The organism is Iodidimonas sp. SYSU 1G8, assembly GCF_039655775.1.
GTDB lineage: Bacteria > Pseudomonadota > Alphaproteobacteria > SMXS01 > SMXS01 > RI-34.
In genome coordinates this window covers 776,182-802,294 of the sequence record NZ_JBBYXJ010000002.1, presented here as the reverse complement: position 1 = coordinate 802,294, position 26,113 = coordinate 776,182, and the positions used below count along the sequence as shown (strand labels likewise).

Annotated in this window: 29 protein-coding genes; 10 read left to right on the top strand and 19 right to left on the bottom strand. The window is 65.0% G+C overall.

Annotated features, from left to right (window positions below; all coding sequences use genetic code 11):
• Position 1 precedes the first annotated feature (1 nt).
• The 6 genes from WJU17_RS14820 to WJU17_RS14795 form a co-directional block, all read right to left on the bottom strand.
• Complete coding sequence (locus WJU17_RS14820) at positions 2–1,078, bottom strand: type III polyketide synthase (RefSeq protein ID WP_346328177.1); 1,077 nt, start codon at positions 1,076–1,078, stop codon at positions 2–4.
• A 209-nt stretch (positions 1,079–1,287) separates the two neighbouring features.
• Complete coding sequence (locus tag WJU17_RS14815; RefSeq protein ID WP_346328176.1) at positions 1,288–2,169, bottom strand: SDR family oxidoreductase; 882 nt, start codon at positions 2,167–2,169, stop codon at positions 1,288–1,290.
• A 70-nt stretch (positions 2,170–2,239) separates the two neighbouring features.
• The gene (locus WJU17_RS14810; protein ID WP_346328175.1) at positions 2,240–3,028 is read right to left on the bottom strand and encodes an SDR family oxidoreductase; all 789 of its coding nucleotides are present in this window, start codon (positions 3,026–3,028) and stop codon (positions 2,240–2,242) included.
• Positions 3,021–3,914 (bottom strand): SDR family oxidoreductase, encoded by an 894-nt coding sequence (locus tag WJU17_RS14805; protein ID WP_346328174.1) that lies wholly within the window; start codon positions 3,912–3,914, stop codon positions 3,021–3,023. The genes WJU17_RS14810 and WJU17_RS14805 overlap by 8 nt, the downstream gene beginning before the upstream one ends.
• Complete coding sequence (locus tag WJU17_RS14800) at positions 3,914–4,681, bottom strand: glucose 1-dehydrogenase (protein WP_346328173.1); 768 nt, start codon at positions 4,679–4,681, stop codon at positions 3,914–3,916. Before WJU17_RS14800 ends, WJU17_RS14805 begins: the two co-directional genes overlap by 1 nt.
• A gap of 17 nt (positions 4,682–4,698) precedes the next feature.
• Positions 4,699–6,867, bottom strand: a complete 2,169-nt coding sequence (locus WJU17_RS14795; protein ID WP_346328172.1) for a molybdopterin-dependent oxidoreductase — start codon at positions 6,865–6,867, stop codon at positions 4,699–4,701.
• 202 nt (positions 6,868–7,069) lie between these two features.
• Here WJU17_RS14795 and WJU17_RS14790 point away from each other — a divergent pair, with 202 nt between their 5' ends.
• On the top strand, positions 7,070–8,017 hold the full coding sequence (locus WJU17_RS14790) for an OmpA family protein (protein ID WP_346328171.1): 948 nt from the start codon (positions 7,070–7,072) through the stop codon (positions 8,015–8,017).
• Positions 8,018–8,352: 335 nt separating this feature from the next.
• On the opposite strand, the gene WJU17_RS14785 is transcribed toward WJU17_RS14790, so the two are convergent.
• The 4 genes from WJU17_RS14785 to mobA all read right to left on the bottom strand — a co-directional run bounded on the left by WJU17_RS14785 (position 8,353) and on the right by mobA (position 10,883).
• Complete coding sequence (locus WJU17_RS14785) at positions 8,353–9,270, bottom strand: SMP-30/gluconolactonase/LRE family protein (protein ID WP_346328170.1); 918 nt, start codon at positions 9,268–9,270, stop codon at positions 8,353–8,355.
• Positions 9,271–9,295: 25 nt separating this feature from the next.
• Positions 9,296–9,634, bottom strand: coding sequence for a hypothetical protein (locus tag WJU17_RS14780; protein WP_346328169.1), 339 nt, complete (start codon positions 9,632–9,634; stop codon positions 9,296–9,298).
• A gap of 76 nt (positions 9,635–9,710) precedes the next feature.
• Positions 9,711–10,247 carry a VOC family protein gene (locus WJU17_RS14775; RefSeq protein ID WP_346328168.1) on the bottom strand — a complete coding sequence of 179 codons (537 nt, stop codon included), beginning with the start codon at positions 10,245–10,247 and terminating at the stop codon, positions 9,711–9,713.
• 21 nt (positions 10,248–10,268) lie between these two features.
• Entirely contained in the window at positions 10,269–10,883 is a 615-nt protein-coding gene (gene mobA / locus WJU17_RS14770) for a molybdenum cofactor guanylyltransferase MobA (protein WP_346328167.1), read from the bottom strand.
• Positions 10,884–10,929: 46 nt separating this feature from the next.
• Here mobA and mobB point away from each other — a divergent pair, with 46 nt between their 5' ends.
• Together mobB and WJU17_RS14760 are read left to right on the top strand one after the other, a co-directional pair.
• Entirely contained in the window at positions 10,930–11,439 is a 510-nt protein-coding gene (mobB, locus tag WJU17_RS14765) for a molybdopterin-guanine dinucleotide biosynthesis protein B (RefSeq protein WP_346328166.1), read from the top strand.
• Positions 11,440–11,471: 32 nt separating this feature from the next.
• Entirely contained in the window at positions 11,472–11,939 is a 468-nt protein-coding gene (locus WJU17_RS14760; RefSeq protein WP_346328165.1) for an iron-sulfur cluster assembly scaffold protein, read from the top strand.
• 60 nt (positions 11,940–11,999) lie between these two features.
• On the opposite strand, the gene WJU17_RS14755 is transcribed toward WJU17_RS14760, so the two are convergent.
• A complete protein-coding gene (locus tag WJU17_RS14755; protein ID WP_346328164.1) occupies positions 12,000–13,598 on the bottom strand; it encodes a long-chain-fatty-acid--CoA ligase in 1,599 nt (532 codons plus the stop codon).
• A 132-nt stretch (positions 13,599–13,730) separates the two neighbouring features.
• On the opposite strand from WJU17_RS14755, the gene WJU17_RS14750 reads away from it, so the two are divergent.
• Together WJU17_RS14750 and WJU17_RS14745 are read left to right on the top strand one after the other, a co-directional pair.
• Complete coding sequence (locus WJU17_RS14750) at positions 13,731–14,693, top strand: D-2-hydroxyacid dehydrogenase (protein ID WP_346328163.1); 963 nt, start codon at positions 13,731–13,733, stop codon at positions 14,691–14,693.
• Between the two features lie 95 nt (positions 14,694–14,788).
• On the top strand, positions 14,789–15,592 hold the full coding sequence (locus WJU17_RS14745) for a class II aldolase/adducin family protein (protein WP_346328162.1): 804 nt from the start codon (positions 14,789–14,791) through the stop codon (positions 15,590–15,592).
• Positions 15,593–15,652: 60 nt separating this feature from the next.
• On the opposite strand, the gene WJU17_RS14740 is transcribed toward WJU17_RS14745, so the two are convergent.
• Together WJU17_RS14740 and WJU17_RS14735 are read right to left on the bottom strand one after the other, a co-directional pair.
• Positions 15,653–15,817, bottom strand: coding sequence for an Entericidin EcnA/B family protein (locus tag WJU17_RS14740; RefSeq protein ID WP_346328161.1), 165 nt, complete (start codon positions 15,815–15,817; stop codon positions 15,653–15,655).
• Between the two features lie 152 nt (positions 15,818–15,969).
• Positions 15,970–16,110 (bottom strand): entericidin A/B family lipoprotein, encoded by a 141-nt coding sequence (locus tag WJU17_RS14735; RefSeq protein ID WP_346328160.1) that lies wholly within the window; start codon positions 16,108–16,110, stop codon positions 15,970–15,972.
• A 154-nt stretch (positions 16,111–16,264) separates the two neighbouring features.
• Here WJU17_RS14735 and WJU17_RS14730 point away from each other — a divergent pair, with 154 nt between their 5' ends.
• Positions 16,265–16,897 (top strand): nitroreductase family protein, encoded by a 633-nt coding sequence (locus WJU17_RS14730; RefSeq protein ID WP_346328159.1) that lies wholly within the window; start codon positions 16,265–16,267, stop codon positions 16,895–16,897.
• Between the two features lie 15 nt (positions 16,898–16,912).
• On the opposite strand, the gene WJU17_RS14725 is transcribed toward WJU17_RS14730, so the two are convergent.
• The 6 genes from WJU17_RS14725 to WJU17_RS14700 all read right to left on the bottom strand — a co-directional run bounded on the left by WJU17_RS14725 (position 16,913) and on the right by WJU17_RS14700 (position 23,258).
• Positions 16,913–17,884, bottom strand: a complete 972-nt coding sequence (locus tag WJU17_RS14725) for an alpha/beta hydrolase (RefSeq protein ID WP_346328158.1) — start codon at positions 17,882–17,884, stop codon at positions 16,913–16,915.
• 76 nt (positions 17,885–17,960) lie between these two features.
• Positions 17,961–18,992: an ABC transporter ATP-binding protein gene (locus tag WJU17_RS14720; RefSeq protein ID WP_346328157.1), complete on the bottom strand. Its 1,032-nt coding sequence runs from the start codon at positions 18,990–18,992 to the stop codon at positions 17,961–17,963.
• Entirely contained in the window at positions 18,989–20,671 is a 1,683-nt protein-coding gene (locus tag WJU17_RS14715) for an iron ABC transporter permease (RefSeq protein WP_346328156.1), read from the bottom strand. The genes WJU17_RS14720 and WJU17_RS14715 overlap by 4 nt, the downstream gene beginning before the upstream one ends.
• A 24-nt stretch (positions 20,672–20,695) precedes the next feature.
• Positions 20,696–21,712, bottom strand: coding sequence for a Fe(3+) ABC transporter substrate-binding protein (locus WJU17_RS14710; RefSeq protein WP_346328155.1), 1,017 nt, complete (start codon positions 21,710–21,712; stop codon positions 20,696–20,698).
• 114 nt (positions 21,713–21,826) lie between these two features.
• Complete coding sequence (locus WJU17_RS14705; protein WP_346328154.1) at positions 21,827–22,312, bottom strand: hypothetical protein; 486 nt, start codon at positions 22,310–22,312, stop codon at positions 21,827–21,829.
• A gap of 7 nt (positions 22,313–22,319) precedes the next feature.
• A complete protein-coding gene (locus WJU17_RS14700) occupies positions 22,320–23,258 on the bottom strand; it encodes a thioesterase family protein (protein WP_346328153.1) in 939 nt (312 codons plus the stop codon).
• Between the two features lie 143 nt (positions 23,259–23,401).
• Here WJU17_RS14700 and rpmE point away from each other — a divergent pair, with 143 nt between their 5' ends.
• From rpmE to WJU17_RS14680, 4 genes are all read left to right on the top strand, one after another.
• Positions 23,402–23,620 carry a 50S ribosomal protein L31 gene (rpmE, locus tag WJU17_RS14695; RefSeq protein WP_346328152.1) on the top strand — a complete coding sequence of 73 codons (219 nt, stop codon included), beginning with the start codon at positions 23,402–23,404 and terminating at the stop codon, positions 23,618–23,620.
• 150 nt (positions 23,621–23,770) lie between these two features.
• Positions 23,771–25,051, top strand: coding sequence for a serine hydrolase domain-containing protein (locus tag WJU17_RS14690; RefSeq protein WP_346328151.1), 1,281 nt, complete (start codon positions 23,771–23,773; stop codon positions 25,049–25,051).
• Positions 25,032–25,505: a GNAT family N-acetyltransferase gene (locus WJU17_RS14685; protein WP_346328150.1), complete on the top strand. Its 474-nt coding sequence runs from the start codon at positions 25,032–25,034 to the stop codon at positions 25,503–25,505. Before WJU17_RS14690 ends, WJU17_RS14685 begins: the two co-directional genes overlap by 20 nt.
• Positions 25,506–25,599: 94 nt before the next feature.
• The gene (locus WJU17_RS14680) at positions 25,600–26,088 is read left to right on the top strand and encodes an Hsp20 family protein (protein ID WP_346328149.1); all 489 of its coding nucleotides are present in this window, start codon (positions 25,600–25,602) and stop codon (positions 26,086–26,088) included.
• Positions 26,089–26,113 lie beyond the last annotated feature (25 nt).

Sequence of the window (26,113 nt, the reverse complement as noted above, 5' to 3'; positions counted from 1 at the left end):
GTCACGCAGCACGCTCCAGCGACACGCAGCCGCACGAGAAGCCGGGTCCCAGCGCCGTCATGACGGCGCGGCCGGGCATCCCCGCCTTCAGCACGCGGTCCATGACGAACAGCACGGTCGGGGCCGACATGTTGCCGTGGGCCGCGAGGACGGCGCGTTCATGGTCGAGCGTGCCCTGTCCCAGATCCAGTGTCGCCTCGAGGGCCTGCACCACCTTGGCGCCGCCCGGATGACAGACGAACCGGCCGACGGCACTCCGTTCGACCCCGATCCGCCGGAGGATTTCGTCGATGGCCGGTCCGACATTGTCACGCGCGAAGGGTGGAATCTCGCGGTCGAAGATCACCCCGAGACCGACTTCGTCCACGCTCCAGCCCATGATGCCCAGAGTATCCGCCCACAGGTGCTCGCCCGCGCCCTCGATGCTGGCCAGTCCCACGGCCCCGGATCGAAGCACGGCGGCCGCGGCGCCATCACCGAACAGCGCGGTGGCGACGATATTGGCCTTGGTCAGCGTATCGAGGCGGAAGGCCGCGGAACAAACCTCGACCGCGACCAGCAATACCGTGGAACCGGCCGCGGCGCGGGCCAGACGGTCGGCGAGGGCAAGGCCCTGAACACCACCCGCGCAGCCCAATCCGAAGACCGGCACGCGCTGGACATCGGGCCGGAAACCCATGCGGCCGTGGACCCGCGCTTCGATGCTGGGCGTGGCGATGCCGGTGGACGAGATGGTGATGACCGTATCCACCTCGCAAGCCTGGCACCCCGCGGCATCGAGCGCGCGGCGCGCGGCATCGACGAACAGGTCGCAGGCGCCGTCCAGGTACCCTTCCGTGCGCTCGCCCCAGCCACGCTGTTCCAGATACCAGTCCACCGGACGTATCAGGTGCCGGGTTTGGATGCCGGTCGTGGCGAATACTTTCTCCAGGCGGTCGAAGTCAGGGTAACGGGCGGCGAAAAGGGTGCGGGCGATACGGGCCGCATCGACCTGGGTCAGCAGATGCGGCGGGACCGCCGTCGCCACCGAAAGCAGGCCGGTCCGGTCGATGCGCGGCAGTCCGGTCGATCTCGTCATCAGCGGCCTTTGCCCGCGCGCCGCAAGCGGCCGACAGGATTGTTAAGTCAATTCGGGACGGAAAACATGCCCTGCTCAGAGTGAAACGTATTCCAGCGCCGCACGGTTTCAACGGGGGGCGAACCGGTCACGCCGGTCGCCCCGCGCAGGTCTATCCCCGTGCCCGCCTGGCCTGCTGGCGAGCGGCGCTCCGGACGAGCGCCGGCCAGTCAGGCGTGCCGCGAATCGTAGCCGATGCTCGCCGGCGTCACGTAAATGGGATCGCGTTCCGGCTCCAGCACGGTCGGCCGGCCATGGCACAGATTGATGGTCTCGCCCGTGCGACCCCCGGGGCCTTCCTTGATGATATCGACGACGATCTGGGCCGAATCCTCGGGCCGCATCCAGGTGGCGGCCAGCTCCGGGGTGACGGCATCGCCGAGGAAGTTGCGGAGCATGGAGGTATCGGTGGCGCCCATGGCCATGCCGTTGACCCGGATGTTGTGCGGGCGCAGCGCCTTGGCCCAGGCATAGGTCAGCGCATAGGTGCCGTACTTGCTGGCGTCGTAAAGATCGAAGACGATGCTGCCGCCGGTCGGCCGGGGCGAGTCCGCCCACGGACAGCTGGACAGTTTCGGGCACAGCTCGCGCGGCGATCCGCAGGTGACGCCGTGATCGGTGCCGATGTTGACGATGTTGCCGCCGCCCCGCGCGATCATGTTCGGGATCACCGCGCGCCCCATCAGGTACTCGCCCTTCAGATTGGTGCCGACCATGCCGTCGTAATCGGCGAGCGATTTGTCCAGATCGTCGTGGGACGAGCTGATCCAGCACTTGCCGGCATTGTTGATGAGGATGTCGACGCCGCCGAACCGCGCGATCACGTCATCGACGAACTTGCGCACCACCGCGGGATCGGACACGTCGCCAACCACGGCGAATGCCGTGACGCCGCGCTGCTCCAGTTCCTTCGGCAAGTCCTGAATTTCCGGCATAATGTCGATGACCGCCACATTGCAGCCTTCGCGCGCCATGGCCTTTGCGTAGGCCCGGCCAATACCGATGGCGGCGCCCGTCACGATGGCGGTCTTACCGATAAGCGAATTTGTCATCACGCGATCCCCGTCAAATTCTGAAATCCACCGGCGGGGCATCCCCTCCCCGCCGGCGGCGTCTTCACTCTCAGGCGACGCCCGAGATACGCTTGTGGGCCGCCTTGCGCGGCCCCAGCTCGACCGGATAGCCGACCCAGGCGCCGATGTTCTCGCCGGTGCGGCCGTCCTTGAAAAGGTCGATCATCTGCTGGGCGATCTGCTCCGGCTTCATCACGACGCTGGCCATGTCGGCGGGGAGTTGCTTGTCAGGGAACAGGCCGCGCAGCATGGGCGTGTCGGTGGCGCCCATGCACAGGGCGTTGACCCGGATGTTGAATTCCTCGAGCGCCTTGGCCCAGGAATCGGTGAAGCCGTTCAGCGCCCATTTGGACGCGTTGTAGAGGTCCGTGTCCGGCTGGTTGGTGCCGTCGCTGCGGGCCGGCATGACGTAATAGGTGCTGATGTTGACGATGTCGCCGCCCCGGGCCTTCATGTGTGGCACGCTGGCACGGGTCAGCATCAGGACGCCCTTGAAGTTGGTGTCCATGATGAAGTCCCAGTCGGCGACGGCCTGATCCCAGGACGTATCGACCGGCGTCTTCTTCCAGGTGCCCGCATTGTTGACCAGGATGTCGATGCCGCCCAGGTCGGCGGCGGCGGCGACCACCTTTTCCACGTCGGCACGCTTGGAGACATCGGCCTTCATGCCGACGACCTTGCTGCCGGTTTCAGCGGCAATCTTCGTGGCCACGTCCTTGATCTTGTCCTGCACGTCGAAGGCGAGAACGGTCGCGCCTTCGTGAGCCAGGCGGCGGGCAAAGGCCTCACCCAGGCCCTGAGCCGCGCCGCTGACGATGGCGATCTTTCCCTTAAGCATCGACGGTCTCCCTCGCATTGTAACCGACGCTCTCGGGCGTCACGTAGATGGGCTTGCGTTCCGGCTCGAGCACGGTCGGGCGGCCGATGCACAGATTGATGGTCTCGCCGGTGCGGCCCTTCGGGCCTTCCTTCAGGATATCGACCACGACCTGGGCCGAGTTTTCGGCGGTCATCCAGGTGGCCACTTCCTCGGGCGTGGCGCGCTCGCCGAAGAAACCGCGAATCATGTGGGAATCGGTCGCGCCCATGCAGATGCAATTGACGCGGATATTCTTCGGCTTCAGCGCCTTGGCCCACGCGAAGGTGAGCGCGTAGGTGCCGTACTTGCTGGCGTCATAGATGTCGAGCACGGTGCCGCCGCCGGTCGGGCGGGGTGTCTCGTTCCAGGGACAGGTGGAGTCCACATGGATGCAGATCTCGTTGGGCGAGCCGCAGGTGACGCCGTGATCGGTGCCGATATTGACGATCTCGCCGCTGCCCTGCTTCAGCATCAGCGGAATCACGGCGCGGCCCATCAGGTACTCGCCGCGCAGATTGGTGCCGACCATGCCGTCATAGTCCTTCTCGGACTTCTCCAGGTCGTCATCCACCATGCTGACCCAGCACTGGCCGGCATTGTTGATCAGAATGTCGACGCCGCCGAACTGGCTGGCGACCTGATCGACGAACTTGCGCACGGTCGGGGCATCGGACACGTCACCCTGCACGGCGAAGGATTTGATCCCGCTCTTCTCGAGCTCCTTGGGGAGATCGGCGATATCCGGGCGGATATCGATCACGGCCACGTCGCACCCTTCGCGGGCCAGAGCCTTGGCATAGGCGTTGCCGATGCCGACGGCGGCGCCGGTGACAATCGCCGTCCTGCCTTTCAGCGAAACACTCATCAACGTCCTCCCGCCACATCGAGGAACTGGCCCGTCGTCCATTCGGCGGCCGGCGAGGCGAAGAACACGGCGGCGGCGGCGACGTCTTCCGGATAGCCGGTGCGGCCCAGCGGCGTCGCGTCGGCGGCCATCTTCAGCGCCTGTTCCTCGGTCATGTTCAGGGTTTCCTTGAACATGTCGGTCACGATGATGCCCGGCGCGATGCAGTTGACCGTGATCTTCTTGGGCGCCAGTTCCACCGCCATGGTGCGGGTAAACGCGATCATGCCGTTATTGGCCGACGAATAGGCGCCGAAGCCGAGCGAGGCATTGTGGGCGGCCACGGAAATGATGTTGATGATCCGGCCGCCATTGGTCATGCGCTTGGCCGCCTGTTGCGCGCCCCAGAACTTGGTCTTCATGTTGAGGGCGATCTGCTCGTCCCACTTCTCGATCGGAATCTCGGGCAGCGGATAGGTTTTGCGATCGAGATTGCCGCCCGCATTGTTGACCATGATGTCCAGATGGCCGAATTCCTTCACCACCCGGTCGAGCACGGCCGGGATGGCGTCCCAGTCCAGCACGTCGGCGGAGATGCCGAGGCCGCGCTGGCCGCGCTGCTGGATCTCGCTCGCGACCTCGTCCACATCCGCCTGGCGGCGCGCGACGACGACCACATCGGCGCCGCATTCCGCGAAGGCCAGGGCGATGCCCTTGCCGATACCCCTGCCGCCGCCGGTGACGACCGCGACTTTCCCGTCCAAGCGGAACCGCTCGTGCATTCCCATTAATTTCTCCCCTGGTCTTATTGGGCTGCGATGTTCTGGTCGACCCGCGTCAGGTTCACCGGAATGGCGCTCATGCGCGGCATGCCGGTACGCGGGTCATAGTCTTTCTCGACGTTCGTCAGCCGCCCCGTATTGGAGCCGATGAAGAACACCTGGTTGTCGAACTCCGGCGCGTCGCCGAAGGAATGGGCCATGGAAATCACGCCCGGCTTCACATCCGGCGCTTCCTCGATGATGCCCAGGATCGACGCGTGATCGGACGATATCTTGACCACGTCACCCGCGTTCAGTCCCAGGGCGGCGATGTCGCCCGGATTCATGAAGGCCGGATTGTAGCTGTGGTTGCGCACCAGCGCCGGAATGTCCCGGCCCGAGGAATTGTAGACGTCATGCATGCGGCGGCTCACCAGCCGATGGGTGAAGTGCATGGCGGTGTAGCCGGCATGATCGGTGACCGGTTCGGCGATGACCTCGCGCAACTCGTCCATCATGTGGACATTGCCGATATCCAGCTTCTCGGCGCAGTCGGCGTCCTTGGCCAGCACGGTGATCGACGGATCGTCGAAGATGTGGCCGTGCTCGTACTTCTTGACCTCGTCGAGCGGAATGCGCGAGCCTTTCGCCAGCAGCTCGAACAGTTCATCGGTGGTCGGCTTGTTGACCATGTCGAGCGGCTCACCAGCCAGCACGAGTTGCAGGCCCATGCGCTGGGCAAGGCCATAGAAGAATTCCCATTCCTCGATCAGGTCCGAGCCGGCCGGCGGATCGATCAGCTTGGGTTGATACATGGCATAGGGCTCGGGATAGCCGGTGGAGAAGCCGTAGAACCAGATGAACTCGTTCGGCTGGCTCATGGCCGGCGTCTCGAGGCCGAGCTTGGAGGGAATGACGTAGTCCGCGAGCTTGGCCGTCGCCGACATCTTGATGTCGAGCGTAACGTTGAGCGCCAGCGCCTTCATGGCTTCGTAGGTCTTCAGCTGGTCCGGCCAGGCCGCCATGGGGTTGCCGCCGACGCTGATCAGCGCTTTCACCTGTCCCTCGCCTTCGAGAAGAATCTCGTCGGCCAGCGCCGCCGCCGTCAGGCCGCCCGCATTGTCGCCGAGATCGCGGACACGCAGCTTCTCGCCGTAGCCCCATCCCTGCGGCTTGGGCTCGGCCTGGGCCTTGCCGCGGCGCTCGGGAATCAGCACGAAGGGGTTGGGCATCTTCTCGCCCTCGCGCAGCCAGCGGCCGCACAGGGTGTTGATGACCAGCACCAGATATTCGGTCAGCGTGCCGCGCGGCGCCATGTTGGGGCCGGTGCCGGCCGTGGTCATGCCGCGCGTGCTCCGTGCATAGGTCCGGGCCGCTTCGATCAGCAGGTCCCTCGGCACGTCGGCGCGTCGGGCCACGTAATCGGGGGTAAACGGCGCGACGGCCTGGCGCAGCGCCTCGAATCCGTCGACCTCCTGCTCGATGAAGTCCCGGTCGAACAGGCCTTCCTCGATGATGAGGTTGGCAATGCCCGCCAGAATGGTGGGATCCTCGCCCGGCTTGCATTGCAGATGAATGTGCGCCTTCTCCGCCGCCTCGGTCCTGCGGGGGTCGATGACGATCAGCTTCATGCCGCGCTTGAGCGCCTCATGCAGGCGCTTGGCCGGATTGTACTGGGGTATGCCGCCCCACTTCGACACCACCGGATTGGCGCCCACGAGCATCCAGGTATCGGATTCGGAAAAGGGCTGCGGCCCCGCGTTCCAGCGGCCATGGAGCGCGATGGCCAGCGGCTTGCCCGGCTGGTCGATGCTGCCGGAGGAGAATTTCATGCGCGAGCCGATGGCCTGCATGAAGGCGCCGGCCAGGGCGCTGCTGGCCGGATAGGGAAATGCGTAGGTGCCGGTGTAGAGGGCAACGGAGCGCGGGCCGTGCCGGGCGATCAGGTCCGAAAGAGTCGCGGCGATATCGTCGAGCGCCTCGCCGGAGGTCACGGTTTCGTGATGGCCGCCAACTTTTTTGTGCGGGTGCAGCAGGCGCTCCGGATTGTAGTGTTGCTGCGGCAGCTGCCGCCCCTTCACGCAGGAATATCCGAAATACATCGGATTATCCTTGTCGCCGATAACCTTAGCGACCTTGCCGTCCTCGATAGTGACCTTGATGCCACAGAACGAGTGACAGAATCGGCATATCGCCGTATGCGTCTCAGCCATGACCGTCTCCCCGCTTCAGGCCCTACGCTTACATGCAAGCTTGAAGGTGAGCGTACGACGCGCCAGGGGCCTTGACAAGGGCCGAAGGAAACCAAGACTCTAAACGTCGCAAGCTGCGAATACACTTTCATCTTTTGCCGCATATATGCGATATATATCAACGGAGCTGGGCTATGGGTGAAACGCAAGGAGGGTTGTGCGTATGAACCGAATTGGAAAATATGTCGTGCTCGGGCTGGGCGCTCTGACGCTCACCGCCTGCGCAACGACAGATAATGTCGATCTTTACAACAAAGCCAAAGGCACGACCCCGTCTGGGTCGGAGTTCAACGTTGGCCTCTTCAATGGCTACATTCAGCTCGCGACGGAAGAACAGAATCCGTACGGCGACTATGTGATCGATCCGCGCGATCGTGACTACTACTCGCAGAAGGCCATCGATTCGGCCGCCGGTCAGACCGTTCTGCCGACGAACGTCGCCGGACCGCTGCCGCCGGAAGGCTGTGGCGATGATCAGGAATCCGCACCGTGCACCGCCGTTCCGGACTCGCGTCCGATCCCCGGTGAGGCGGTTGCCGAAGCCACCGACGGCCGTGCGCGGCTGATGGCGGCTTTCGATCAGGGTGCCCGTGACAAGGCCCCGGCTGCCGCCGCTCGCGCGCAGACCTACTTCGATTGCTGGCTGGAGCAGCTGGAAGAGAACTACCAGCCGCAGGATATCGCGCGCTGCCGTCAGGGCTTCCTCGATGCCCTGGCTGAAGTCGAGCAGGCTCTTGCCCCGCCGCCGCCGCCGCCGGCTGCCGCGGAAGAGAAGCCCGAGCCCTTCCTCGTGTTCTTCGACTTCGACAAGTCGAACATCACGCCGGAATCGGCCCAGGTCATCGCGCAGGCCGCCAGCCGTGCCAAGCAGGAAGGCGCCGTTTCGATCCAGGTTATCGGTCACGCCGATCGCTCGGGTCCGCCGGCTTACAACGACAGGCTCTCGCTGCGCCGCGCCAATGCGGTCAAGGCCGAGCTTGAGAAGCAGGGCATCTCTGGTTCGACCATCACGGTTGAAGGACGCGGTGAATCCGATCCGCTCGTCCCGACTGCCGACGGTGTTCGCGAACCGCAGAACCGCCGTGTGGAAGGCATCTGGATCTTCCGCTAGGATCCAGTCCTGACGCCAAGATCGAGGGCGCGTGCTTCGGCACGCGCCCTTTTTCTTTGTGCGCGGGCGATCGCCGGTGCGGCTCCCTGCCTCGGTGGCGGGCGAGGTGACCGGCAGCATCGTTGCACCCTGCACGGCGCAGCACGGCATCGGGCCCAGCTTTGGCCCAGGGAAGGCATGCGAAAAGGCGCCCCCATAGAGGGCGCCCTGGCTTCGACAGGATTGCTTCCGAGGTCTACAGGCCCGCCATCGGCTGATCCGAGCGGCGGCGCAACGGCAACGGCCGGAACCGGCGTATACCGATCCCGGCCAGGCGCGAGAAACCGAGAGAAATGTTATTTGTTCAGGAAGTTCAGAGCGAGGCCCGGACGCGGCCACTCGCACTTGATCAGCTTGCCCGTCGTCGAGAGCGTGATGTAGGCCGTCCGCAGGTCCTTGCCGCCGAAGCAGATGTTCGTCACCAAGATATCGTCGAACGGAAAATGTTCGATGCCCGAGCCATCAGGCGCGAAGCTGGTGATGCCGCCATTGATCAGGGTCGCGACGCACACATTGCCCTCGGCATCGACGGCCATGGAATCGAGCAGCTGATGTCCATCAAGACCGCGCACCAGCCGGTGCGGCTGGCCGCCCGGCTGCTTCCTGGCCTTGCCCGGCGAGTCCAGATCGACGGCCCAGAGGCGGCCGGTCGTGGTCTCGGCAAAATACAGAACGGTTTCGTCCGGCGACAGGGCGCAACCATTGGCAGTGATGACGCCGTGGACGAGCCGGGTGATGGTCTTGCCGTCCGGTCGGGCATAGTAGACCGAGCTGAGATCCATGTCCCACTGGCGGCGTTTGCCCAGATCGGTGAAGTAGAAGCCGCCGCTGCGGTCGAACACCAGATCGTTCGGACCTTTCAGCGGCACGCCGTCGCATTCGGTGAAGACCACCTCATGCTCGCCCGTTTCCGGGTTGACGCGCTCGATCCGGCCACCCGTGTAGTCATCGGACTGATTGCCGGGCATGAGCCCGCCATTGGGCAGATTATGCCAGGCGAATCCGCCATTGTTGCAGATATAAATCCAGCCATCGGGCCCCATGGCGGCGCCGTTCGGCCCGCCGCCGACCTTCGCGATCACCTCGATGTCGCCATTGGGCTGAACCCGGGAAAGGGTGCCCCGTTCGATTTCCACCAGGATCACCGAGCCGTCGGGCATGGCGATCGGGCCTTCGGGGAAACGCAGCCCCGAAGCGATTTCCGTCACATTCATGTGCATCCCCTCCCGTGTTCGCCGATCAGCCGAAGACTACTTCTTCCTCGTACCAGCCCGCGCCGATGATCTTCATGGACTGGTTGTTGGGCTGGCGCTTGTCCCAGCCCTTGGGATCGGCCTGATAGGCATCGAGAATCTTCTGCGCCGCGACGGCGTCATCGCCCTCGAACTCGTAAACCGTGATGTATCCGGCCGGCGGCTCGCCCAGGAAACCCTTTAGCGCCTTGAAGCAGCGTACGGCGGTCACGTTGGGACAGTTGAAGGTGTCTTCGACGTGATTATCCAGATACCAGTCCTTGAACGCCTGAACGTGGTCTTGCGTCTTCGGCTCGACCAGACCGATCAGTACCAGCTTGCCCATGGTGTCTCTCCCGTTTCATTCATCTGTGAAGGTTCGGCAGGAGCCTAGGCGAGCCCCGCCGCTTTGACAAGCAAGGCTAGAGCGCGACCTCGCGCACGGGATCGACACCATCCCAATCGGTCGACTCCCGAATCAGCATGGTCTGGAAATCCAGCAGGTCCTGACGCTTTTCCACCAGTTCGACCATCACGCCCAGATCGGCGCGGGCGTCCATGTACGCGAATCGGCCCCCGATATCGGGGGCGCCGCCGGTGGTTACCGCGGGATAGCCGAGGCTCTCGTAGTGCGCCTTCACCGCGTCGAAATCATCGACCCACGCGCCGACATGATGGAAGCCGCCCTTGTCGGCATCGAACACGTCGCGATAGGCGCTGGGCGCCTCGTTGTGCTGCTGGATCAGTTCGATCTCGATATCGCCCGCCTGCGCCAGCGCGAAGGACGCATCGAGCGTGGACGGCCTGCCCCGGTAGGTCACGGGTCCCAGATCCAGATGGCGGTAGATGTAGAAAGGTCCGACGCCCAGCTTGCCCGTCCAGCGCTGCAGCGCCGCGTCGATGTCAGGCACGACATAGGAGTTCTGGAATACCCGAAGGCCCAGCGGCAAAGCAGTCATGACAATCTCCCCGATTCCACCTCAGTCTACGCCCAGCCGCTCGGCCTCTGCCAGTTCTTCGGGCGTGTTGATGTTGAAAAAGGGATCGATGCCGGAGCCCCCGAAACGCGCCTCGCGCGCCCCGATCCGTGCGCCCCACGCCCCGGCCCGGCGCTCACCGGCAGCGAGGAAGTCCGAGAGATCATCGCGAAGGTTGACGCTGAACAAGCCCGTGACCGGATGCCGCCGTCCACGGGACGCGGCGATCGCGGCAGGCCCACCATCCAGCGCGTCGGTGAGGCGCGCGACCAGGTCATATGGCAGAAACGGCGAATCGCATGGCACGGACATGACCCAGCCAAAGCGTCGCGATGGCGCGGCCGCCCATTCCATGGCGGCCAGCAATCCCGCCAGGGGGCCCGGATAACCCGCCACGCCGTCCGGTACGATGGGCACCCCCAGCGACGCCCAGCGGGCGGCCTCGCCATTGGCGCTCAACACCACGACGTCTACCTGCGGCGCCAGACGGGCGGCGACGTGGCTGATCACGGGCCGACCGCCAAGACGCAGCATGCCCTTGTCGCCGCCGCCCATGCGGCGCGAGAGGCCACCAGCGAGGATGACGCCCAGCACACCGCTTGCAGCTTTATTTTCCATGTCCGCCGCCTAAGATACCGGCCAACTATAGCGGGGAGCGGCGCCAATGCACGTAATGGGCATCGTCGGCTGGAAGAACAGCGGCAAGACCACGCTCGTTGTCGAACTGGTGCGCCTGCTGACCGCGCGCGGCCTGCGGGTGGGGACCATCAAGCACGCCCACCATGATTTCGATATCGATCATCCCGGCAAGGACAGCTACCGCCACCGGGAAGCGGGCGCGACCGATGTGATCGTCGCCTCGGGCGCGCGCTGGGCTCAGGTTCACGAATTGCGCGGCGAGGCGGAGCCTGAACTGGACGACCTGCTGCCACGCCTGTCGCCGGACCTGGACATCGTGCTCGTGGAAGGCTTCAAGCGGGACCGCCACGCCAAGATCGAGGTCGTCCCGGCGGCGTTCGAGGGCCGGCTGCTGACGCTGGACGATCCGCATGTCATCGCCCTCGCTAGCGACGCGGCGGCGCTGCCGCCCGTATCGGTTCCCGTGCTGAGCCGGTCCGACCCGGCGCAGGTGGCGGATTTCATCATGGCGCATCTCGGCCTCGGAACCGTTTGACGGCTTCGCCGGTCCGCCTATATCAACTACCCATGCTTGATGCCCTCTACAGCAAGGATGTTCTGCGGCGCGCCGCCACCATCAGCCGGATCGGCCGGCTGGAGACGCCCGGCGCGTCCGTGACCCGTGTCTCGCCGGTCTGCGGCAGCCGGATCACCGTGGACATCAAGATGGAGGAGGGCGTCGTCAGCGACTATGCCCAGGACGTGCACGCCTGCGCGCTGGGCCAGTCCTCGGCCGCGATCCTGGCGGAGAAGATCGTCGGTAAAACCCTGGATGAGTTGCGGGAAACGGCGAGCGCCCTGCGCGCCATGCTGGTCGACGGGGCCGTTCCGCCGGATGGCGACTGGTCGAGCCTTGGCATCCTGGCGCCGGTGCATGATCACAAGACGCGGCATGGCGCGGTGATGCTGCCCTTCGAAGCAGCCATCGATGCCGCCGCCATCATCGCGGGACAGGACGGCGTCGCGCCCGACACGCAACTGACCAGGCGGTCCTGAACGGCGGGCACAAAAAAAGCGCCGTCCCGACATCGCGGAACGGCGCTTCCTTGCAAAGACTTAGCTGACCTGACGTTCGCGGCCTGCCCAGTAGGGCTCGCGCAGGACGTGCTTCATCAGCTTGCCGGTGCCGTTGCGCGGCAACTCGGCGATGAACTCGACCGATTTCGGCACCTTGTAGCCGGCGATGTGCTGACGGGCGAACATGATCAGCTCGTCCGCCGTAAGCTCCTTGCCGGGCTCGAGCACGACGATCGCCTTGACCTCTTCGCCCCATCTTTCGCTGGGGACGCCGATCACGGCGGCTTCCTTCACCGCAGGATGCTCGTAGAGCGCGCTTTCAACCTCGGCCGAATAGACGTTCTCGCCGCCGGTGACGATCATGTCCTTCAGGCGGTCCTGGATATAGACGTAGTTTTCCTCGTCCATGTAGCCGACGTCGCCGGAATAGTACCAGCCATCGGCGTCCAGCACCTGGGCCGTCGCTTCCGGATTCTTGTAGTATCCCACCATGGGCGCCGCGGTCCGCAGAGCGACCTCGCCCGGCGTGCGGGGCGGCAATTCCTTGCGCGTCACCGGATCGACGATCTTCATCTCGTGAAGCTCGCCCGGCCTGCCGCAGCTCTTCATCTTCTCGGTCGGCACCAGCGTGTGGTCGGCCGGCTCGAGGAAGGTGGCGCTGCCGCCGATTTCGGTCATGCCGTACATCTGCAGGAAGCCGCAGCCGATGATCTCGACCGCCTCGCGCATAAGCTCGGGCGGAATCGGCGAGGCGCCGTAGGAGATCAGTCGGATGGAGCTGAGATCGGCGCCCTGCTTGGCCTTGTCGAGCAGGATCTTGAGCACGGCGGGCACCATGAAAATCTTGGCGACCTTGTATTCCAGCACCGCGTCGACCATGCGGGTCACGTCGAAATCCGGGTGAATCACCACGGTGGTGCCCATGCGCAGGCCGGTCAGCACCGAACCGTTCCCACTGAGGTGGAAATTCGGCGCGATGCAGAGCGCGACCTCGTCCGGACTGTATTCCTTGTAGGTGCCCTTGAGCGGCTCCGGATCGGGCGGATGACCTTCCCAACCCAGATAAGCCGCATTGTTCGGGATCATCACGCCCTTGGGTTTGCCGGTGGTGCCGCTGGTGTAAAGCTGGACATACACATCGCGCGGACCAACCGGAATCTTCGGGTCGGTGGGATCCTGGGCGTCGCGCCACTGGGCGAAATCGCCCCAGTTCTTGTACGGACCATCGATCACCAGCACGGTTTCCAGGGTCGGCAGTTCGTCGATCAGGCTCTCGACCAGACCAGCGAATTCGCTGCCGACGACGAGCACCTTGATGTCCGCGTTGTCCATGACATACCGGACTTCCGGCGGCGCGAGGCGCCAGTTCACCGGTACCAGCACGGCGTTAGCCTTGTTAACGCCGGCCATCAGCTGAGGATGATAGTCCGAATTCTTGCCGTAATAGCCGACACGTTCCTGCTGCTTCACGCCCAGCTTGGCCAGCCCGTTGGCGATCTGGTTGCTGTAGCGATCCACCTGCGCGAACGTGGTCGAGCGATCCTCGAACACCGTCGCGACTTTGTTGGGCGTGCGCTCCGCGTGATAGCGGACGCTATCGCCGACGTTGAACGCTTCCTTGATCTGGTACTCAGGCATGATCGCCAGTGCTCCCGTTTGAACCGTCTTTACATGTGGCCGGCGATTTTACAGTGAAGTCCCCGGTCCGCAACCTGCTACCTCGCATGTTCGGGTTGGTCCTGATATCAAGCGAGTCGAGGGAGAAATAGCATGAATCTGTTGATCTACGCTCCAGCTTACGAACGCATCCGCGACCGCATGCCCGCTGGCGTCACGCCGTTGCTGATCCACCAGAACGAAACACTGACGCTGAACGGTCAGCCCGTCGCCCCCGAGGACGCCCGTTTCGAGATCGCCTGGGCCTCGACCGACCTTTACATCAAGGGGCCGGGACGGTTCAATTTCGGCCTGCTGACCGCCGCGAAGGACATGAAATGGTTCCAGTCCGGCGCCGCCGGATTCGACCATCCCATCTTCACCAAGGTCGCCGCCACCGGCACCATCATGACACGCAGCGACGCGCAGGGCATCGCCATCGCCGAATTCGTGCTGGCGCGCACGCTGGAGGCGTTCCATGACACCGCCGGCCGCGCGGCCAAACAGGCCGCCCACGAGTGGAAGCGCCACGAATTTCGCGATGTCTGGGGCAGTACCTGGCTGATCATCGGCTATGGCGCCATCGGCAGCGAGATCGGCATCCGCGCCCGCGCCTTTGGCGCGCGCGTGATCGGCGTGCGCCGGACGCCCGATGGAAACGATCCCGCCGACGAGATGATCACGCCTGATCGGATCATCGAAGCGCTGCCCCGCGCCGACGTGGTCGTGCTGGCCGCGCCGCATTCGGGCGAAACCGACAAGCTGGTGGACGCGGGCTTCATCGCCGCCATGAAGGAGGATGCGGTGTTCGTGAACATCGCGCGCGGCCGCCTGGTGGACGAAGCCGCGCTGCTCGCCGGCCTGGACGCGGGTAAGCCGTCGGTGGCCGTACTCGACGTGTTCGAGAAGGAGCCGCTGCCGACCGACAGCCCGTTCTGGGATCACCCGCGCGTGCTGCTCAGCGCCCACTGCGCCGCCGACAGCCCCATGAACATCGCCCGCGGCGACGAGGTTTTCCTCGGCAACCTGTCGCGCTATCTCAAGGGGGAACCGCTCCGCCTCGTCGTCGACTTCTGACGGCTAAAAGGCACCCGGGCCGTGCGGGCGCGCCGGTTGACGCCCCGCCTGCCCGGTTCCACAATGCGCGCAACTCAGGGACTCTGGAGATAAAGATGGCAACGCAACAATCCGTGGCGATGAAGGTCGACCGCAAGAACCTGCCGCCCTTCGACCGCGAGTCGATTTCCGCGGCGGAATGGCAGGTTCGCGTCGATCTGGCCGCGACCTACCGCCTGGTCGCGCTCTATGGCTGGGACGATCTGGTGTTCACCCACATCTCGGCGCGCGTGCCGGGCCCGGAACATCACTTCCTGATCAATCCCTATGGTCTCGGCTTCGACGAGATCACCGCCTCGAGCCTGGTGAAGATCGACCTGGAAGGCCGGCCGCAGCATTCGACGCCGCACTACGTCAATGCCGCCGGTTTCACCATCCACAGCGCCATGCACATACACAGTCCGGACGCCAACTGTGTCATTCACACGCATTCGCCGGATGGCGCGGCGGTCGCGGCACAGGATCACGGCCTGTTGCCGGTATCCCAGAACGCCATGGTCCTATGGGGCGACATCGCCTATCACGACTATGAAGGCGTCGCGCTGGATCACAGCGAACGCGAGCGGCTGGTCGAGGACATGGGCGACAAGCACTGCATGATCCTGCGCAATCACGGCCTGCTGACCATGGGCAAGAGCTGCGCCGATGCCTTCATGCGCCTCTATTATCTGGAGCGTGCCTGCACCTATCAGGTGAAGGCACTGTCGGCGGGTGTCGAGCATCTCAACCTGCCGAACCAGGGTGTGCCCGAGCATACAGCCGGAATGGTGCAGTGGAGCTTCGACGGCGGCACCGCCAAGATCGGTTGGCCGGCGCTGCTGCGCAAGCTGGACCGCGCCAATCCCGGCTACGCGGACTGATCACGAACAAGAGAAAGCCGCCCGCCTCCGAAGGGAAGCGGGCGGCTTTTTCATGTCGGGTTACTTGCTGGTGTCGGCCGGGCGATCCTGCGCCTTGTCGAGCTCGCGCTCGCCGGCCTTGCCGACGCTCTCCACGTCCTGGCCCGCGCCCTGAACGGCGTTACAGGCGCCCAGCGCCGCGACGATACCGAGGATGGCCAGCTTCTTGATGGTGTCTGATGTCATGGTCCTGCACTCCAGGTTGATATGTGGCGGATGGCCGAATTCCTGTGGTGCAGGATGACGGCTCCAGGCAAACAACGCCGGAGCGGCGGTTAAGTTCTACCCATCGCCGAAACAAACGCCGCCCGCGCGGGATGGCCCGGGCGGCGTCCCGATTACTTCGCGCTGTCGATGGCGCGCTCGCCGGCCTTGCCGACGCTTTCAACGTCCTTGCCCGCGCCCTGCACCGTGTTGCAGGCAGCGACCATGGTCACCAGCGCCAAGACCGCAAGCTTCTTCAGGTTTTCGCTTTTCATGTTCCAGCCCTCCAGGTTTGTTTGCCTTCCGATGGTCGGCCCCTAAACTGTGGGATACCGACCGCCGGTAATCAACGGCGCAGCACGGCCCCGGTTCTGATTCATTGAAAAAAATTGGGGTAGACTGGCACCGCGTTCATGAGGGGAGACGATAATGGATGTTTTCGAGGCGATGGAAACCTGCCGGGCGATCCGCTTCTTCACGAAGGAGCCGGTACCGGACGAGATGATCGACAAGATTCTGTACGCCGCGACCCGCGCGCCCAGCCCGGGGAATTCGCAAGGCTGGGACTTCATCGTGGTGACGGACGCTACCATCAAGCAGGCCTTGTCCGCGAAGATCAGCACCGTGATGGACGCAACCGTCGGCGCGATCCAGCAGAGCATGGGCGGTCTCGACGCGCTGGACGACGTCACCCGCCGCATGCTGCAAGGTACGGTGAACATGGCGAAGACGCTGGGTGATATCCCGGCGATCATCCTGGTCTGCGGCAAGAAGGTCTATCCCCCGCAGGCGCCGACGGAGCAGTTCGTGTGGTCGGCGCTGTATCCGGCGGCCCAGAACATCCTGCTGGCGGCGCGGGCGCTGGGCCTCGGCACCTGCTTCACCACGTACCAGAACACCTGCGAGAAGGAGTTGCGCGAGTTGCTGCACATTCCGGCCGACGTCTACATCGCCGCGTTCATCCCGGTCGGCTGGCCCGCGATCAATTTCGGCCCGCTTGCCCGGCGCCCGGTCGAGGATTTCGTGCACCGCAACGGCTGGCAGGGCGATCTGCGCGCGTAAGCGGCGCGCGACGCCCTACCCAAATTTGCGCTTGAGCCACGGGATCATGAGGTCGCAGAGTTCATCGGGCTTTTCGTGGCCGGTCCAGTGGCCACAGTCCGCGAGGACCGCGACCTCGAGGTCTTTCACATAGGGCTTCATCGGCTCGGAACAGCCGGGCGGGCCGGATGGATCGTCGGTCGCCTCGATCATCAGGCAGGGCACGTCGATGTTCGGGTCGAGATCCTTGGTCGCGCGCCAGTTGGCCGAGATGTTGCGGTACCAGTTCAGGCCCGGCGTGATGCCGGTACGGCGGAAGGCGGCGAGGAAATAGTCCAGTTCATCCTGGGTGAGGACGAACTCGCCGCGCGGGTTTTCGGCGAACACCAGGTTCTCCATGGTCAGGATGCGCTTTTCCTTCGGCAGGGCCTGGAAGTCGCTCATCCTGAACAGGGCCTTGCGGTAGAGGCCGGTGAACAGCTTCTCCTGATGGGCGTTGAATTTGGCGTCGGACGAGTCCGGGTTGTCGGGACCCTTGTTGTGAAAGTTGACGATGTACTGATCGTCGCCCCATTCCTCGCGCAGCGCCTGCAACGGGTCCTTGGGGATGAGCGGTGCCGGCCGGTAGGGCGTGTTGACGCCGATGACGCCGGCCACATGGGCGCGCCGCAGCAACGCCGAGGACCAGACCACGGGACCGCCCCAGTCGTGTCCCACATAGACCGCGCGGTCGATGCCCAGTGCGTCCAGCAGTCCTGCCATGTCGGCGGCCAGTTGGGTGACCCCGTAATCCTCGGTCCGGGGCGGGCAGTCCGTGTGGCCGTAACCGCGCTGATCCGCCGCGATGGCGCGGAAGCCGGCCGCGGCAAGGCGCGGCATCACCCGGTGCCAGGAGAAGGCCAGCTCCGGAAAGCCATGGCACAGCAGCACCGGCGGGCCTTCGCCCATCTCGTAATAGGCAAGGCGGATGCCGTTGGTCTGGACGAATTTCGGTTGCGGAAACTCCATGGCGGCCACCCTCCCCAGCGTGTGCACAGACAGGCAGGATCACCCAGCCGCGCGGGTGAATCAACCGGGCGTTCGTTCAGTCGCCTGGAAAGACGTGAATGTCGGCCGCCTGGACTGATACGGTGACAGCCGAGCCCGGCGCGACATCGACGACACCCGGCACTTCGGCCGTCAGCACGGTGCCGTCGTCGAGCACGAGCCTGAGCCGCGTGGCCCGGCCCACGAAGACCCGCGATTCCACCCGCGCGGGCGTTCCATCGGCGCTAGCGGCGGCGACACGGATATGTTCCGGCCGGATCAGCGCGGTGACGGCGCCCGTCGCGCCGAGCGCCGCGCGCCCCAGGGGCGTCTCGACCCGCCCGCCGTCCACCCGGACGGGAAGCAGGTTCGCCTCGCCGAGGAAGGTCATGGCAAAAGCATTGGCAGGCTTCAAGTAAAGATCCTCGGGCACGCCCTGCTGTTCGATCCGGCCCTGGTTCATCAGCACGACCCTGTCGCCCAGCACCATCGCCTCGACCGGATCGTGGGTGACCACCACCGCCGTGACACCCGTCTGGTTGAGCAGCAGGCGCAACTCGTCGTAGATGCCGCGCCGGAGTACCGTGTCCAGTCCCGAGAAGGGCTCGTCCAGCAGCAGCAGGACGGGATCGGGCGCCAGCGCCCTTGCCAGCGCGACCCGCTGCTGCTGGCCGCCGGAGAGCAGGTGCGGGTACACACCCGCCTTGTCGGCGATACCCAGGCGGCCCAGCAGATCACGCGCCCGGTCGCGCCGCTGGCCACGGCTGCCGGTGCGGATGCCGAACGCGACGTTGTCGAGCACGGTGAGATGGGGGAACAGGGCGAAATCCTGAAACAGGAACCCGACATTACGATCCTCGGGCGGCAGGTGACCGGCCGCGCCGTCCACGTCGCGGCCGCCGAGCCGGACCTGCCCCGACCAGGGCCGTTCGAGCCCGGCGGCGATGCGCAGCAGCGTGGTCTTGCCGCAGCCGGACGGCCCCAGCAAGCAGGTGACCTTGCCCTCGGGCACGTGGAGCGTCAGCCCGTCGAGCACCGCTTTGCCCGCGAACCCATGTCGGATGTTCTCGAAATCAAGCGCCGCGCTCATGCGATTGCCTCGGTCAGGGCCGGCGTCCGGCGCGCACCGGCGATGGCCCGGCTAAGCAGGATGGCGGGGATCAGTCCGGCCAGGGTGAGCGCCAGCGCCGGCAGCGCCGCCTCGCCATAGCGCTCGTCGGAGGCCAGCGTGTAGACCGACGTGGCCAGGGTTTCGAAGTTGAACGGCCGCAACACCAGCGTGGCCGGCAGCTCCTTCATGACATCGACGAAGACGAGCAGCGTCGCGGTCAGCACCGTGCCGCGCAGCATGGGCAGATGCACGCTGGCCAAGGTAGCGACCGGGCCGCGCCCGAGTGTGCGCGCGGCCATGTCCAGCGTCGGGCGCACGCGCTGCAGGCCAGCCTCGAGCGTGCCATGGGACACGGTGAGAAACCGGACCAGATAGGCGGCGAGCAGGGTGAAGACGGTGCCGCTGAGCAGCAGGCCGGTCGAGATACCGAAGGCGCCCTGCAGGAGCGTACCGATCAGCCTGTCCATGGCGCCGAAGGGAATGAGAACGCCGATCGCGAGCACCGCGCCGGGGATGGCATAGCCGAAGGACGCGATTCGCACGGCGGCACGGGCGGCACGCGAGAGGCCGATCCGCGCCGCGTAGACCATGCCGAGCGCCACGGTCACCGCCAGCGCGGCGGCAGCGGCGGCCAGCAGGAGACTGCGCAGCGTCACCGTCAGGAATTCAGGTGTCAGCAGTCCCGCGCCATGCTCGGATGCCAGGTCGAGCAGCAGCCAGACCGGGAGGACGAACCCGATCAGGACGGGCAGCGCGCACACGATGCAGGCCACGGCCGCCGCCATTCCGCCGAGCGCCTGCGGCGTCCCGGGCCGGGCGCGGCTGGACAGGGCGAAGTACGCCCGCCGTGAGCGGGCGCGGCGCTCGATGAGCACCAGCGCCACCACGAACACCAGCAGGATCAGCGCCATCTGCGCGCCGGCGGCCCGGTCGCCCAGCACGAGCCAGACATTGAACAGACCATTGGTCAGGGTCTGGACCGAGAAGAAGCTGACGACGCCGTAGTCGCTGAGCGTTTCCATCAGGGCGAGCGCCAGCCCGACGACGACGGACGGCCAGGCCATGGGCAGGGCGACGCGCCGGAACGCCCGCCAGCTGTTGGCGCCGAGCGTGCGGGAAACCTCCCACGCGTCATGGGACTGCTCGAGAAAGGCCGAGCGGGCGAGCAGATACACATAGGGATAGAACGCCATGGTCATGACGAAGGCCGCGCCGCCGAGCGAGCGGATTTCGGGAAACCAGTAGTCGCGCCGCGTCCGCCATTCGAACCAGTCCCGCAGCGCCTTCTGCACCGGGCCGGCATAATCGAGCAGGTCGGTGAACAGAAACGCGACCACATAGGCCGGCAGCGCCATCGGCAGCACCAGCGCCCACTCGAAAAAGCCGCTGCCGGGAAAACGGCACATGGTCACCAGCCAGGCCGTCGACACGCCGACGATGGAGACGCCCAGCGCCACCCAGAACGAGAGGAGCAGCGTGTTGGCCACATAGTCGGGCAGCACGGTCGACCAGAGATGGGCCCAGTTAGGGCTGAAGCCGCTTTCGGCGGCGCTCCACAACACGGACAGGATCGGCAGGGCCACCACGCCGGCGACGGCGATGGTGAAACCCGAGCCAAGACGGCTCGGGCGATGCTGGTAGGTCCCGGAGTCCTGCATCAGCTGGTGTGCACGCGCGGCGCGTCAGGGACCGTCGTTGAAGCGGGTTTCGTTGACCAGTCGAAGCGCGTCGCCCTGCAGCTTTGCCACATCGGCGAGGCCGACCGTGTCGGCCTTGAACTTGCCCCAGGCGGCGACGAGGGCGGAGGGAGCGACATCCTGGCGCACCGGATACTCGGAGTTCGCATCGGCATAAATCCGCTGTGCTTCCTCGGTCGCGAGAAACTCGAGCAGCTTGACCGCTTCGGCACGGTTGGGCGCTGCTTTTAGAACCGTGGCGCCCGAGATGTTCACGTGGGTGCCGCCGCTGTTCTGGTCGGGGAACACCATGTAGACGGACTGCGCCCAGGCCGTCTCCTTCGGGTCGGCAAGCATCTTGCCCATGTAATAGGTGTTGCCCAGCGACACGTCGCACAGGCCCTCATGGATGCCCTTGACCTGGCTGCGGTCGTTGCCCTGGGGCTTTTGCGCCAGATTGGCCTTCACGCTCAGCAGCCATGCCCGCGTCTTGTCGACGCCGTGCCGCGAGATCATGCCGGCGATCAGGCCGAGATTGTAGGGGTGATCGCCGGGACGCGTGCAGATGCGCTGCCTCCATTCCGGCTTGGCGAGGTCCAGATAGGACCGGATGCTGTCCACGGGCACCCGCTCCTTCGAGGCATAGATGATGCGGGCCCGCATGGTCAGGCCATACCAGCGGCCGTCCGGATCGCGGTACTGCGCCGGAATGGCGGCCACGAGCGACGGCGATTGCACCGGCGCGGACAGGCCCGCATCGACCACCTCGATCAGGCGGGTGAGGTCGGACGACAGGACGATATCAGCCGGCGACCGGGCGCCTTCCGCCTTGAGGCGCTCCAGCAGGCCTGCCTGGGCATAGACCATGTTGACCTTCACGCCGGTCTTTTTGGTGAACGCCTTGAACAGGGGCTCGATCAGCTCGGGCTGGCGGTAGGAATAGACGTTCACCTCACTGGCGGCCGCCGATCCGCAGATCGCCGCCATGCAAAGCCCCGCCACCACACTGCCCCACCGCCGCATCGCCACACTCCCTGTTCGCGTCGTCCGAGTGCGAAACATAGGGTGCCCTGCCCTGCAAGTCACTATCAGGCGCGTATTCATTGGAAGAGGAAAGCACCGCGGCGAGGCCACCGATCAAGGGCGGGGTCCGTTCAAAACCGACTCGTGCACTTCCGGAGGAGACAAATCTAACGGGACTGAAAGAAACGGATCAAACCGAAGTTCTACCTCTTTCCAGAGCTCGTATTCTTCGGCGGGCAGTTTTAGCGGTAAGCAGGTTCGAAGCGCATCCAGGGCATTGGTCGCCGCCTTCCGAAATTCAGGATCGTGCGCCAGAAGCTCCTTTTCCACCACGAGTGGTGGCTTGGCGAGAGTCCCGTCCCTGTTGAGTTCAACCCTGATGGTCACGGGCACAGGGTGATGCCCATAGGGCGATGGAGGCAGCCAACAGGAGGCCAGTCGCATTGCCAGCACGTCGGATAACTTTGCTTCGCGGAGAGCCAGATGAGGATCGACAGAAGCTGACGTGTCTGCTCCCCGCGCGTCACCAGCGCCAACCAGGATCATGGCGGCGGTGATCCCGATACGCCAATAATCTTTGGTGGCCGCGAAAGTTTCCACCTTGGAACTACGCGGTCAGCCCGGGCACCACCAGCGTCTCGAGATGGCGCTTCCTGTCTTCGGGCATGGGGACGACCTTGCGCGCCTCAAGATCCAGCGTGATGCCGATGGCCTCGGAGGCCGAGACCAGTTCGCCGGTCTCGCCGTTGAACGTCCAGTGGATGATGTGGTTGGCCTTCTCGCCCACATGTTTCAGGCCCGAGCGGACGACGACGATGTTGCCTTCGTGCAGCGGCTTGTTGAAGCGGAGCCGGTATTCGAGGACCGCGCCGCCATATCGGGTCGTGGACCGCTCCTTGCCTGTTTCGACCGGGCGAAAATGGCGGCTGAGGTGCACGACGCCGTCAGAAATCCTGCCGATGTAGAATTCGGGCCGCATGCGGCCGCCCTCGTCGCACTCGATAGGCTGGACGACGCCGCGGGTGATCTCGATCAGGCCCATGCCTTCGGTTTGCGCCAGCGTGGGCGCGCCAGCGGCGAAGATACCGGGCGGGCCGAGGTCGATGCTGCGGGGAGCACCATGGGCCGGCAGGTCGGTCATCAGTGCTTCGGCACGGGCGCGCACGGGGCCAGGCAGCGGCATGGGCACGCCGGTTTTCCGGTCGCGCGAGACGATCAGCATGTTGAAGGTGGCGGACACGGCGTCGGTATGGCCGTTCAGCAGCTCCACATAAACACGAACGTGATCGGTGCCGACCTCGAGAAAGCCGGCGCGGCCATAGAGGCCCCAGCCCGGATGCATCTCGCGCAGGAAGCGCAAGTGCTGGTCGACGACGGCCATTTCGAGGCCCGAAGCACGCCGTGCCGTGCGCGGTAGGCCGATGGCATGCCAGAGACTGGCCAGCCCCTCGCCCACCTTGGCGGCGTAGTAACGGACATTGAGATGCCCGTTCTCGTCGCATTCCCAGGTGTTCGCCATGCCTTTGTAGATATCGATCATCGCCATCCCCGCTATTCTTCCCTCGCAAGGGTTAGCCCGCGCCCGCCGCCAAGGCAACGGGCATGCGCGGCGGAAAAGGCCGTATATCGGGGTTGCGAAGCACCGAAGGCTCGTCTATACAGCGCCCTCGACTTTCACCGGAGCTGAAGATGAAAACCGGCATTCACCCGGACTACCACACGATCAAGATCGTGATGACCGATGGCACGACCTTCAACACCCGTTCGACGATGGGCAAGGAAGGCGACACGCTGACGCTCGACATTGATCCCAAGTCGCACCCGGCCTGGACCGGTGGCGTGCAGCGCGTCCTTGAAACTGGCCAGGTGGCCAAGTTCAACAAGCGCTTCGCGAATCTCGGCCTCTAATCCGGCCCAATCGCAGAGTTTTGGAACGGCGCCTTCGGGCGCCGTTTCTTTTTGCCGTCGCGTGCGAAGCCGGTCACGCGCATAATGCCTCCATTACGCCGGTCTGGGGAGACCGGCCCGAGAATGGGGGCCGTGATGAATTTTCGACTCATGCAACCGCTTCGCCTGGGAGCGGTCCTGCTGTTTCTTGCCGCGCCGGCCGCGGCCAGCGGGCTGCCCGCATCACCGCCGGAATCGCTCGGCTTCGCGCCGGACCGTCTCGCGCGAATCGATACCGCGCTGCAGCGCTATGTGGATGACAAGACACTGGCCGGGGTGACGGTCGTCATCGCCCGCGATGGCAAGGTTGCCTACGAGCGTTCCGCCGGCATGGCCGATATGGAGGCGGCGCGCCCCATGCGCGCCGATACCCTGGCCCGGTTCTATTCCATGACCAAGCCGGTGACCGCGGTCGCCGTGATGATGCTGGTCGAGGAAGGCAAGCTGCGCCTGACCGACCGACTGGCCGATTACCTGCCCGAATTCGCCGATGCCCGCGTGATGGTCGGCGACGGGCCGGAGACGGAAAAGGCCGCCCGCCCGATTCTCGTCCATCATTTGCTTACCCACACGTCCGGCCTGACCTATGGCGGCGGGCTTTTCGCGCGGACTCCGGTAGGAAAGCTCTATGACGCCGCACAGGTCCAGCGGCCGGACCGCACCCTCGCCGAGTTCAGCAGGCTGGTCGCCTCGCTCCCCCTCGCCGTCGAGCCCGGCACGACCTACAATTACGGTGTGTCGACCGATATTCTCGGGCGTCTCGTCGAGGTGGTCTCGGGACAGCCTTTCGACCGGTTCGTCCAACAGCGGATTTTCGAGCCGCTCGCCATGTCCGACAGCAGCTTCACGTTGCCGGAGGAAAAGGTGGACCGATTCGCCGCGCTTTACGAAAAGGCGCCCGAGGGCGGCCTTCGGCCGGTTTCGGAGGCGCTGCAACGCACGCGATTTCGCGCCGACGCCAAGCTTATCTCGGGCGGTGGCGGCATGATCTCCACCGCCGATGACTATCTGCGCTTTTGCCAGATGCTGCTCAATGGCGGTGAACTGGACGGCAAGCGCCTCCTGTCACCCAAGACCATCGAGCTGATGACCACCGGCCAGCTTGCCCGCGATCAGACGGCGTCGCTGCAATCCTTCATGCCCGGCTATGGAGTCGGCCTTGGCTTTGCCGTGCTGGAGGATTTGGGCCGCTCGCAACTGCCTGGGTCGGTGGGCGAGTACAACTGGGCCGGCGCGGCCAACACCTATTTCTTCATCGACCCGCGCGAGAACCTGATCGCCCTTCTGGTCACGCAGCAATACCCGGCCGGAACGCTGCCACTGCGCGAGGACCTGAAAGCGCTCGTCTATCAGGCCCTGAGCGAGGTGCGGCATGGACATCCGGCCCGCTGAACCCGCCGATCTGGACGCGGTGATCGCCTGTGTCCGCGCGGCGTACACGCCCTATGTGGAACGGCTCGGCAAGTTGCCCGCGCCGCTGCAGACGGACCATGCGCGCCTGATCACCGACGGCAAGGTCCACGTGGCGGTGCGCGACAAGGTGACGGGCGTGATCGTCTTCCATCCGCGCGGTGACCACGTCCATGTGGAGACCGTGGCGGTGGTGCCGGAAGCACGGGGCAAGGGGTTGGGCAGGATGCTGCTGCGGCATGCCGAAACAGCAGCGGTCGCGCGCGGTCTGGCCGCGATCGAGCTGTATACGAACGTGCTGATGATCGAGAACATCAGCTACTACCGCTCCCTGGGTTTCACCGAGATCCACCGGGGCGAGGAAGATGGCTTTCACCGTGTCTATTTCAGAAAGCCCGTTTCCCCTCTTGAACAGTCTCGAACCTTTCCCAAATGAGCATTCGTCGGGTGCCGCTGACGGGCCCGACGCAAGACACCGGTCCGACTTCGGTGGGCCATATGATCCTTATTGCTCAATCGTGGAGAGTAAGATGCGTGTATTCGACACCAATCCCCTGATGCGTTCTGCCGTGGGTTTCGACAATCTCGTGCGGATGCTGGATAGCGCGACGCGCTTTAACGGCGACGGCGGCTATCCCCCCTACGACATCGAAAAGCTCGGGGATGACAACTATCGCGTCACCATGGCGGTGGCCGGCTTTACCGACGACGAGCTCGACGTGACGGTCAAGGACGACGTGCTCGTCATTTCCGGCCGCGCCGCGAAAGCGGACCCAGAGACCGCGGAAGGCAGCGAGACCGAACAGGCTCCACAGCCGGTCTATCTGCATCGCGGCATCGCCAAGCGCGCCTTCGAGCGCCGCTTCCATCTGGCGGACACCATCAAGGTGACCGGCGCGTCGCTTGAGAACGGCCTGCTGCATGTCAGCCTGGTGCGCGAAATTCCGGAAGAGCGCAAACCGCGCCAGATTCCCATCAATGGGTCGGGCGCCAAGGTCATCGAGCAAGAGATCGCCTGACCTTCCACTCCCTCCATCCTTTGCC

Excerpts from the sequence above, each read along its gene's own strand:
- WJU17_RS14795 (WP_346328172.1), bottom strand. The coding sequence starts at position 6,867 with ATGGCTGAGACGCATACGGCGATATGCCGATTCTGTCACTCGTTCTGT.
- WJU17_RS14730 (WP_346328159.1), top strand. The coding sequence starts at position 16,265 with ATGGATGTTTTCGAGGCGATGGAAACCTGCCGGGCGATCCGCTTCTTC.
- WJU17_RS14745 (WP_346328162.1), top strand. The coding sequence starts at position 14,789 with ATGGCAACGCAACAATCCGTGGCGATGAAGGTCGACCGCAAGAACCTG.
- WJU17_RS14810 (WP_346328175.1), bottom strand. The coding sequence starts at position 3,028 with ATGCTTAAGGGAAAGATCGCCATCGTCAGCGGCGCGGCTCAGGGCCTG.
- WJU17_RS14785 (WP_346328170.1), bottom strand. The coding sequence starts at position 9,270 with ATGAATGTGACGGAAATCGCTTCGGGGCTGCGTTTCCCCGAAGGCCCG.
- WJU17_RS14775 (WP_346328168.1), bottom strand. The coding sequence starts at position 10,247 with ATGACTGCTTTGCCGCTGGGCCTTCGGGTATTCCAGAACTCCTATGTC.
- mobA (WP_346328167.1), bottom strand. The coding sequence starts at position 10,883 with ATGGAAAATAAAGCTGCAAGCGGTGTGCTGGGCGTCATCCTCGCTGGT.
- WJU17_RS14710 (WP_346328155.1), bottom strand. The coding sequence starts at position 21,712 with ATGCGGCGGTGGGGCAGTGTGGTGGCGGGGCTTTGCATGGCGGCGATC.
- WJU17_RS14725 (WP_346328158.1), bottom strand. The coding sequence starts at position 17,884 with ATGGAGTTTCCGCAACCGAAATTCGTCCAGACCAACGGCATCCGCCTT.
- WJU17_RS14805 (WP_346328174.1), bottom strand. The coding sequence starts at position 3,914 with ATGAGTGTTTCGCTGAAAGGCAGGACGGCGATTGTCACCGGCGCCGCC.
- WJU17_RS14760 (WP_346328165.1), top strand. The coding sequence starts at position 11,472 with ATGCTTGATGCCCTCTACAGCAAGGATGTTCTGCGGCGCGCCGCCACC.
- WJU17_RS14820 (WP_346328177.1), bottom strand. The coding sequence starts at position 1,078 with ATGACGAGATCGACCGGACTGCCGCGCATCGACCGGACCGGCCTGCTT.
- WJU17_RS14780 (WP_346328169.1), bottom strand. The coding sequence starts at position 9,634 with ATGGGCAAGCTGGTACTGATCGGTCTGGTCGAGCCGAAGACGCAAGAC.
- WJU17_RS14755 (WP_346328164.1), bottom strand. The coding sequence starts at position 13,598 with ATGCCTGAGTACCAGATCAAGGAAGCGTTCAACGTCGGCGATAGCGTC.
- WJU17_RS14735 (WP_346328160.1), bottom strand. The coding sequence starts at position 16,110 with ATGAAAAGCGAAAACCTGAAGAAGCTTGCGGTCTTGGCGCTGGTGACC.
- WJU17_RS14740 (WP_346328161.1), bottom strand. The coding sequence starts at position 15,817 with ATGACATCAGACACCATCAAGAAGCTGGCCATCCTCGGTATCGTCGCG.
- WJU17_RS14815 (WP_346328176.1), bottom strand. The coding sequence starts at position 2,169 with ATGACAAATTCGCTTATCGGTAAGACCGCCATCGTGACGGGCGCCGCC.
- WJU17_RS14800 (WP_346328173.1), bottom strand. The coding sequence starts at position 4,681 with ATGGGAATGCACGAGCGGTTCCGCTTGGACGGGAAAGTCGCGGTCGTC.
- mobB (WP_346328166.1), top strand. The coding sequence starts at position 10,930 with ATGCACGTAATGGGCATCGTCGGCTGGAAGAACAGCGGCAAGACCACG.
- WJU17_RS14715 (WP_346328156.1), bottom strand. The coding sequence starts at position 20,671 with ATGCAGGACTCCGGGACCTACCAGCATCGCCCGAGCCGTCTTGGCTCG.
- WJU17_RS14680 (WP_346328149.1), top strand. The coding sequence starts at position 25,600 with ATGCGTGTATTCGACACCAATCCCCTGATGCGTTCTGCCGTGGGTTTC.
- WJU17_RS14690 (WP_346328151.1), top strand. The coding sequence starts at position 23,771 with ATGCAACCGCTTCGCCTGGGAGCGGTCCTGCTGTTTCTTGCCGCGCCG.
- WJU17_RS14790 (WP_346328171.1), top strand. The coding sequence starts at position 7,070 with ATGAACCGAATTGGAAAATATGTCGTGCTCGGGCTGGGCGCTCTGACG.
- WJU17_RS14720 (WP_346328157.1), bottom strand. The coding sequence starts at position 18,992 with ATGAGCGCGGCGCTTGATTTCGAGAACATCCGACATGGGTTCGCGGGC.
- WJU17_RS14700 (WP_346328153.1), bottom strand. The coding sequence starts at position 23,258 with ATGGCGATGATCGATATCTACAAAGGCATGGCGAACACCTGGGAATGC.
- rpmE (WP_346328152.1), top strand. The coding sequence starts at position 23,402 with ATGAAAACCGGCATTCACCCGGACTACCACACGATCAAGATCGTGATG.
- WJU17_RS14685 (WP_346328150.1), top strand. The coding sequence starts at position 25,032 with ATGGACATCCGGCCCGCTGAACCCGCCGATCTGGACGCGGTGATCGCC.
- WJU17_RS14750 (WP_346328163.1), top strand. The coding sequence starts at position 13,731 with ATGAATCTGTTGATCTACGCTCCAGCTTACGAACGCATCCGCGACCGC.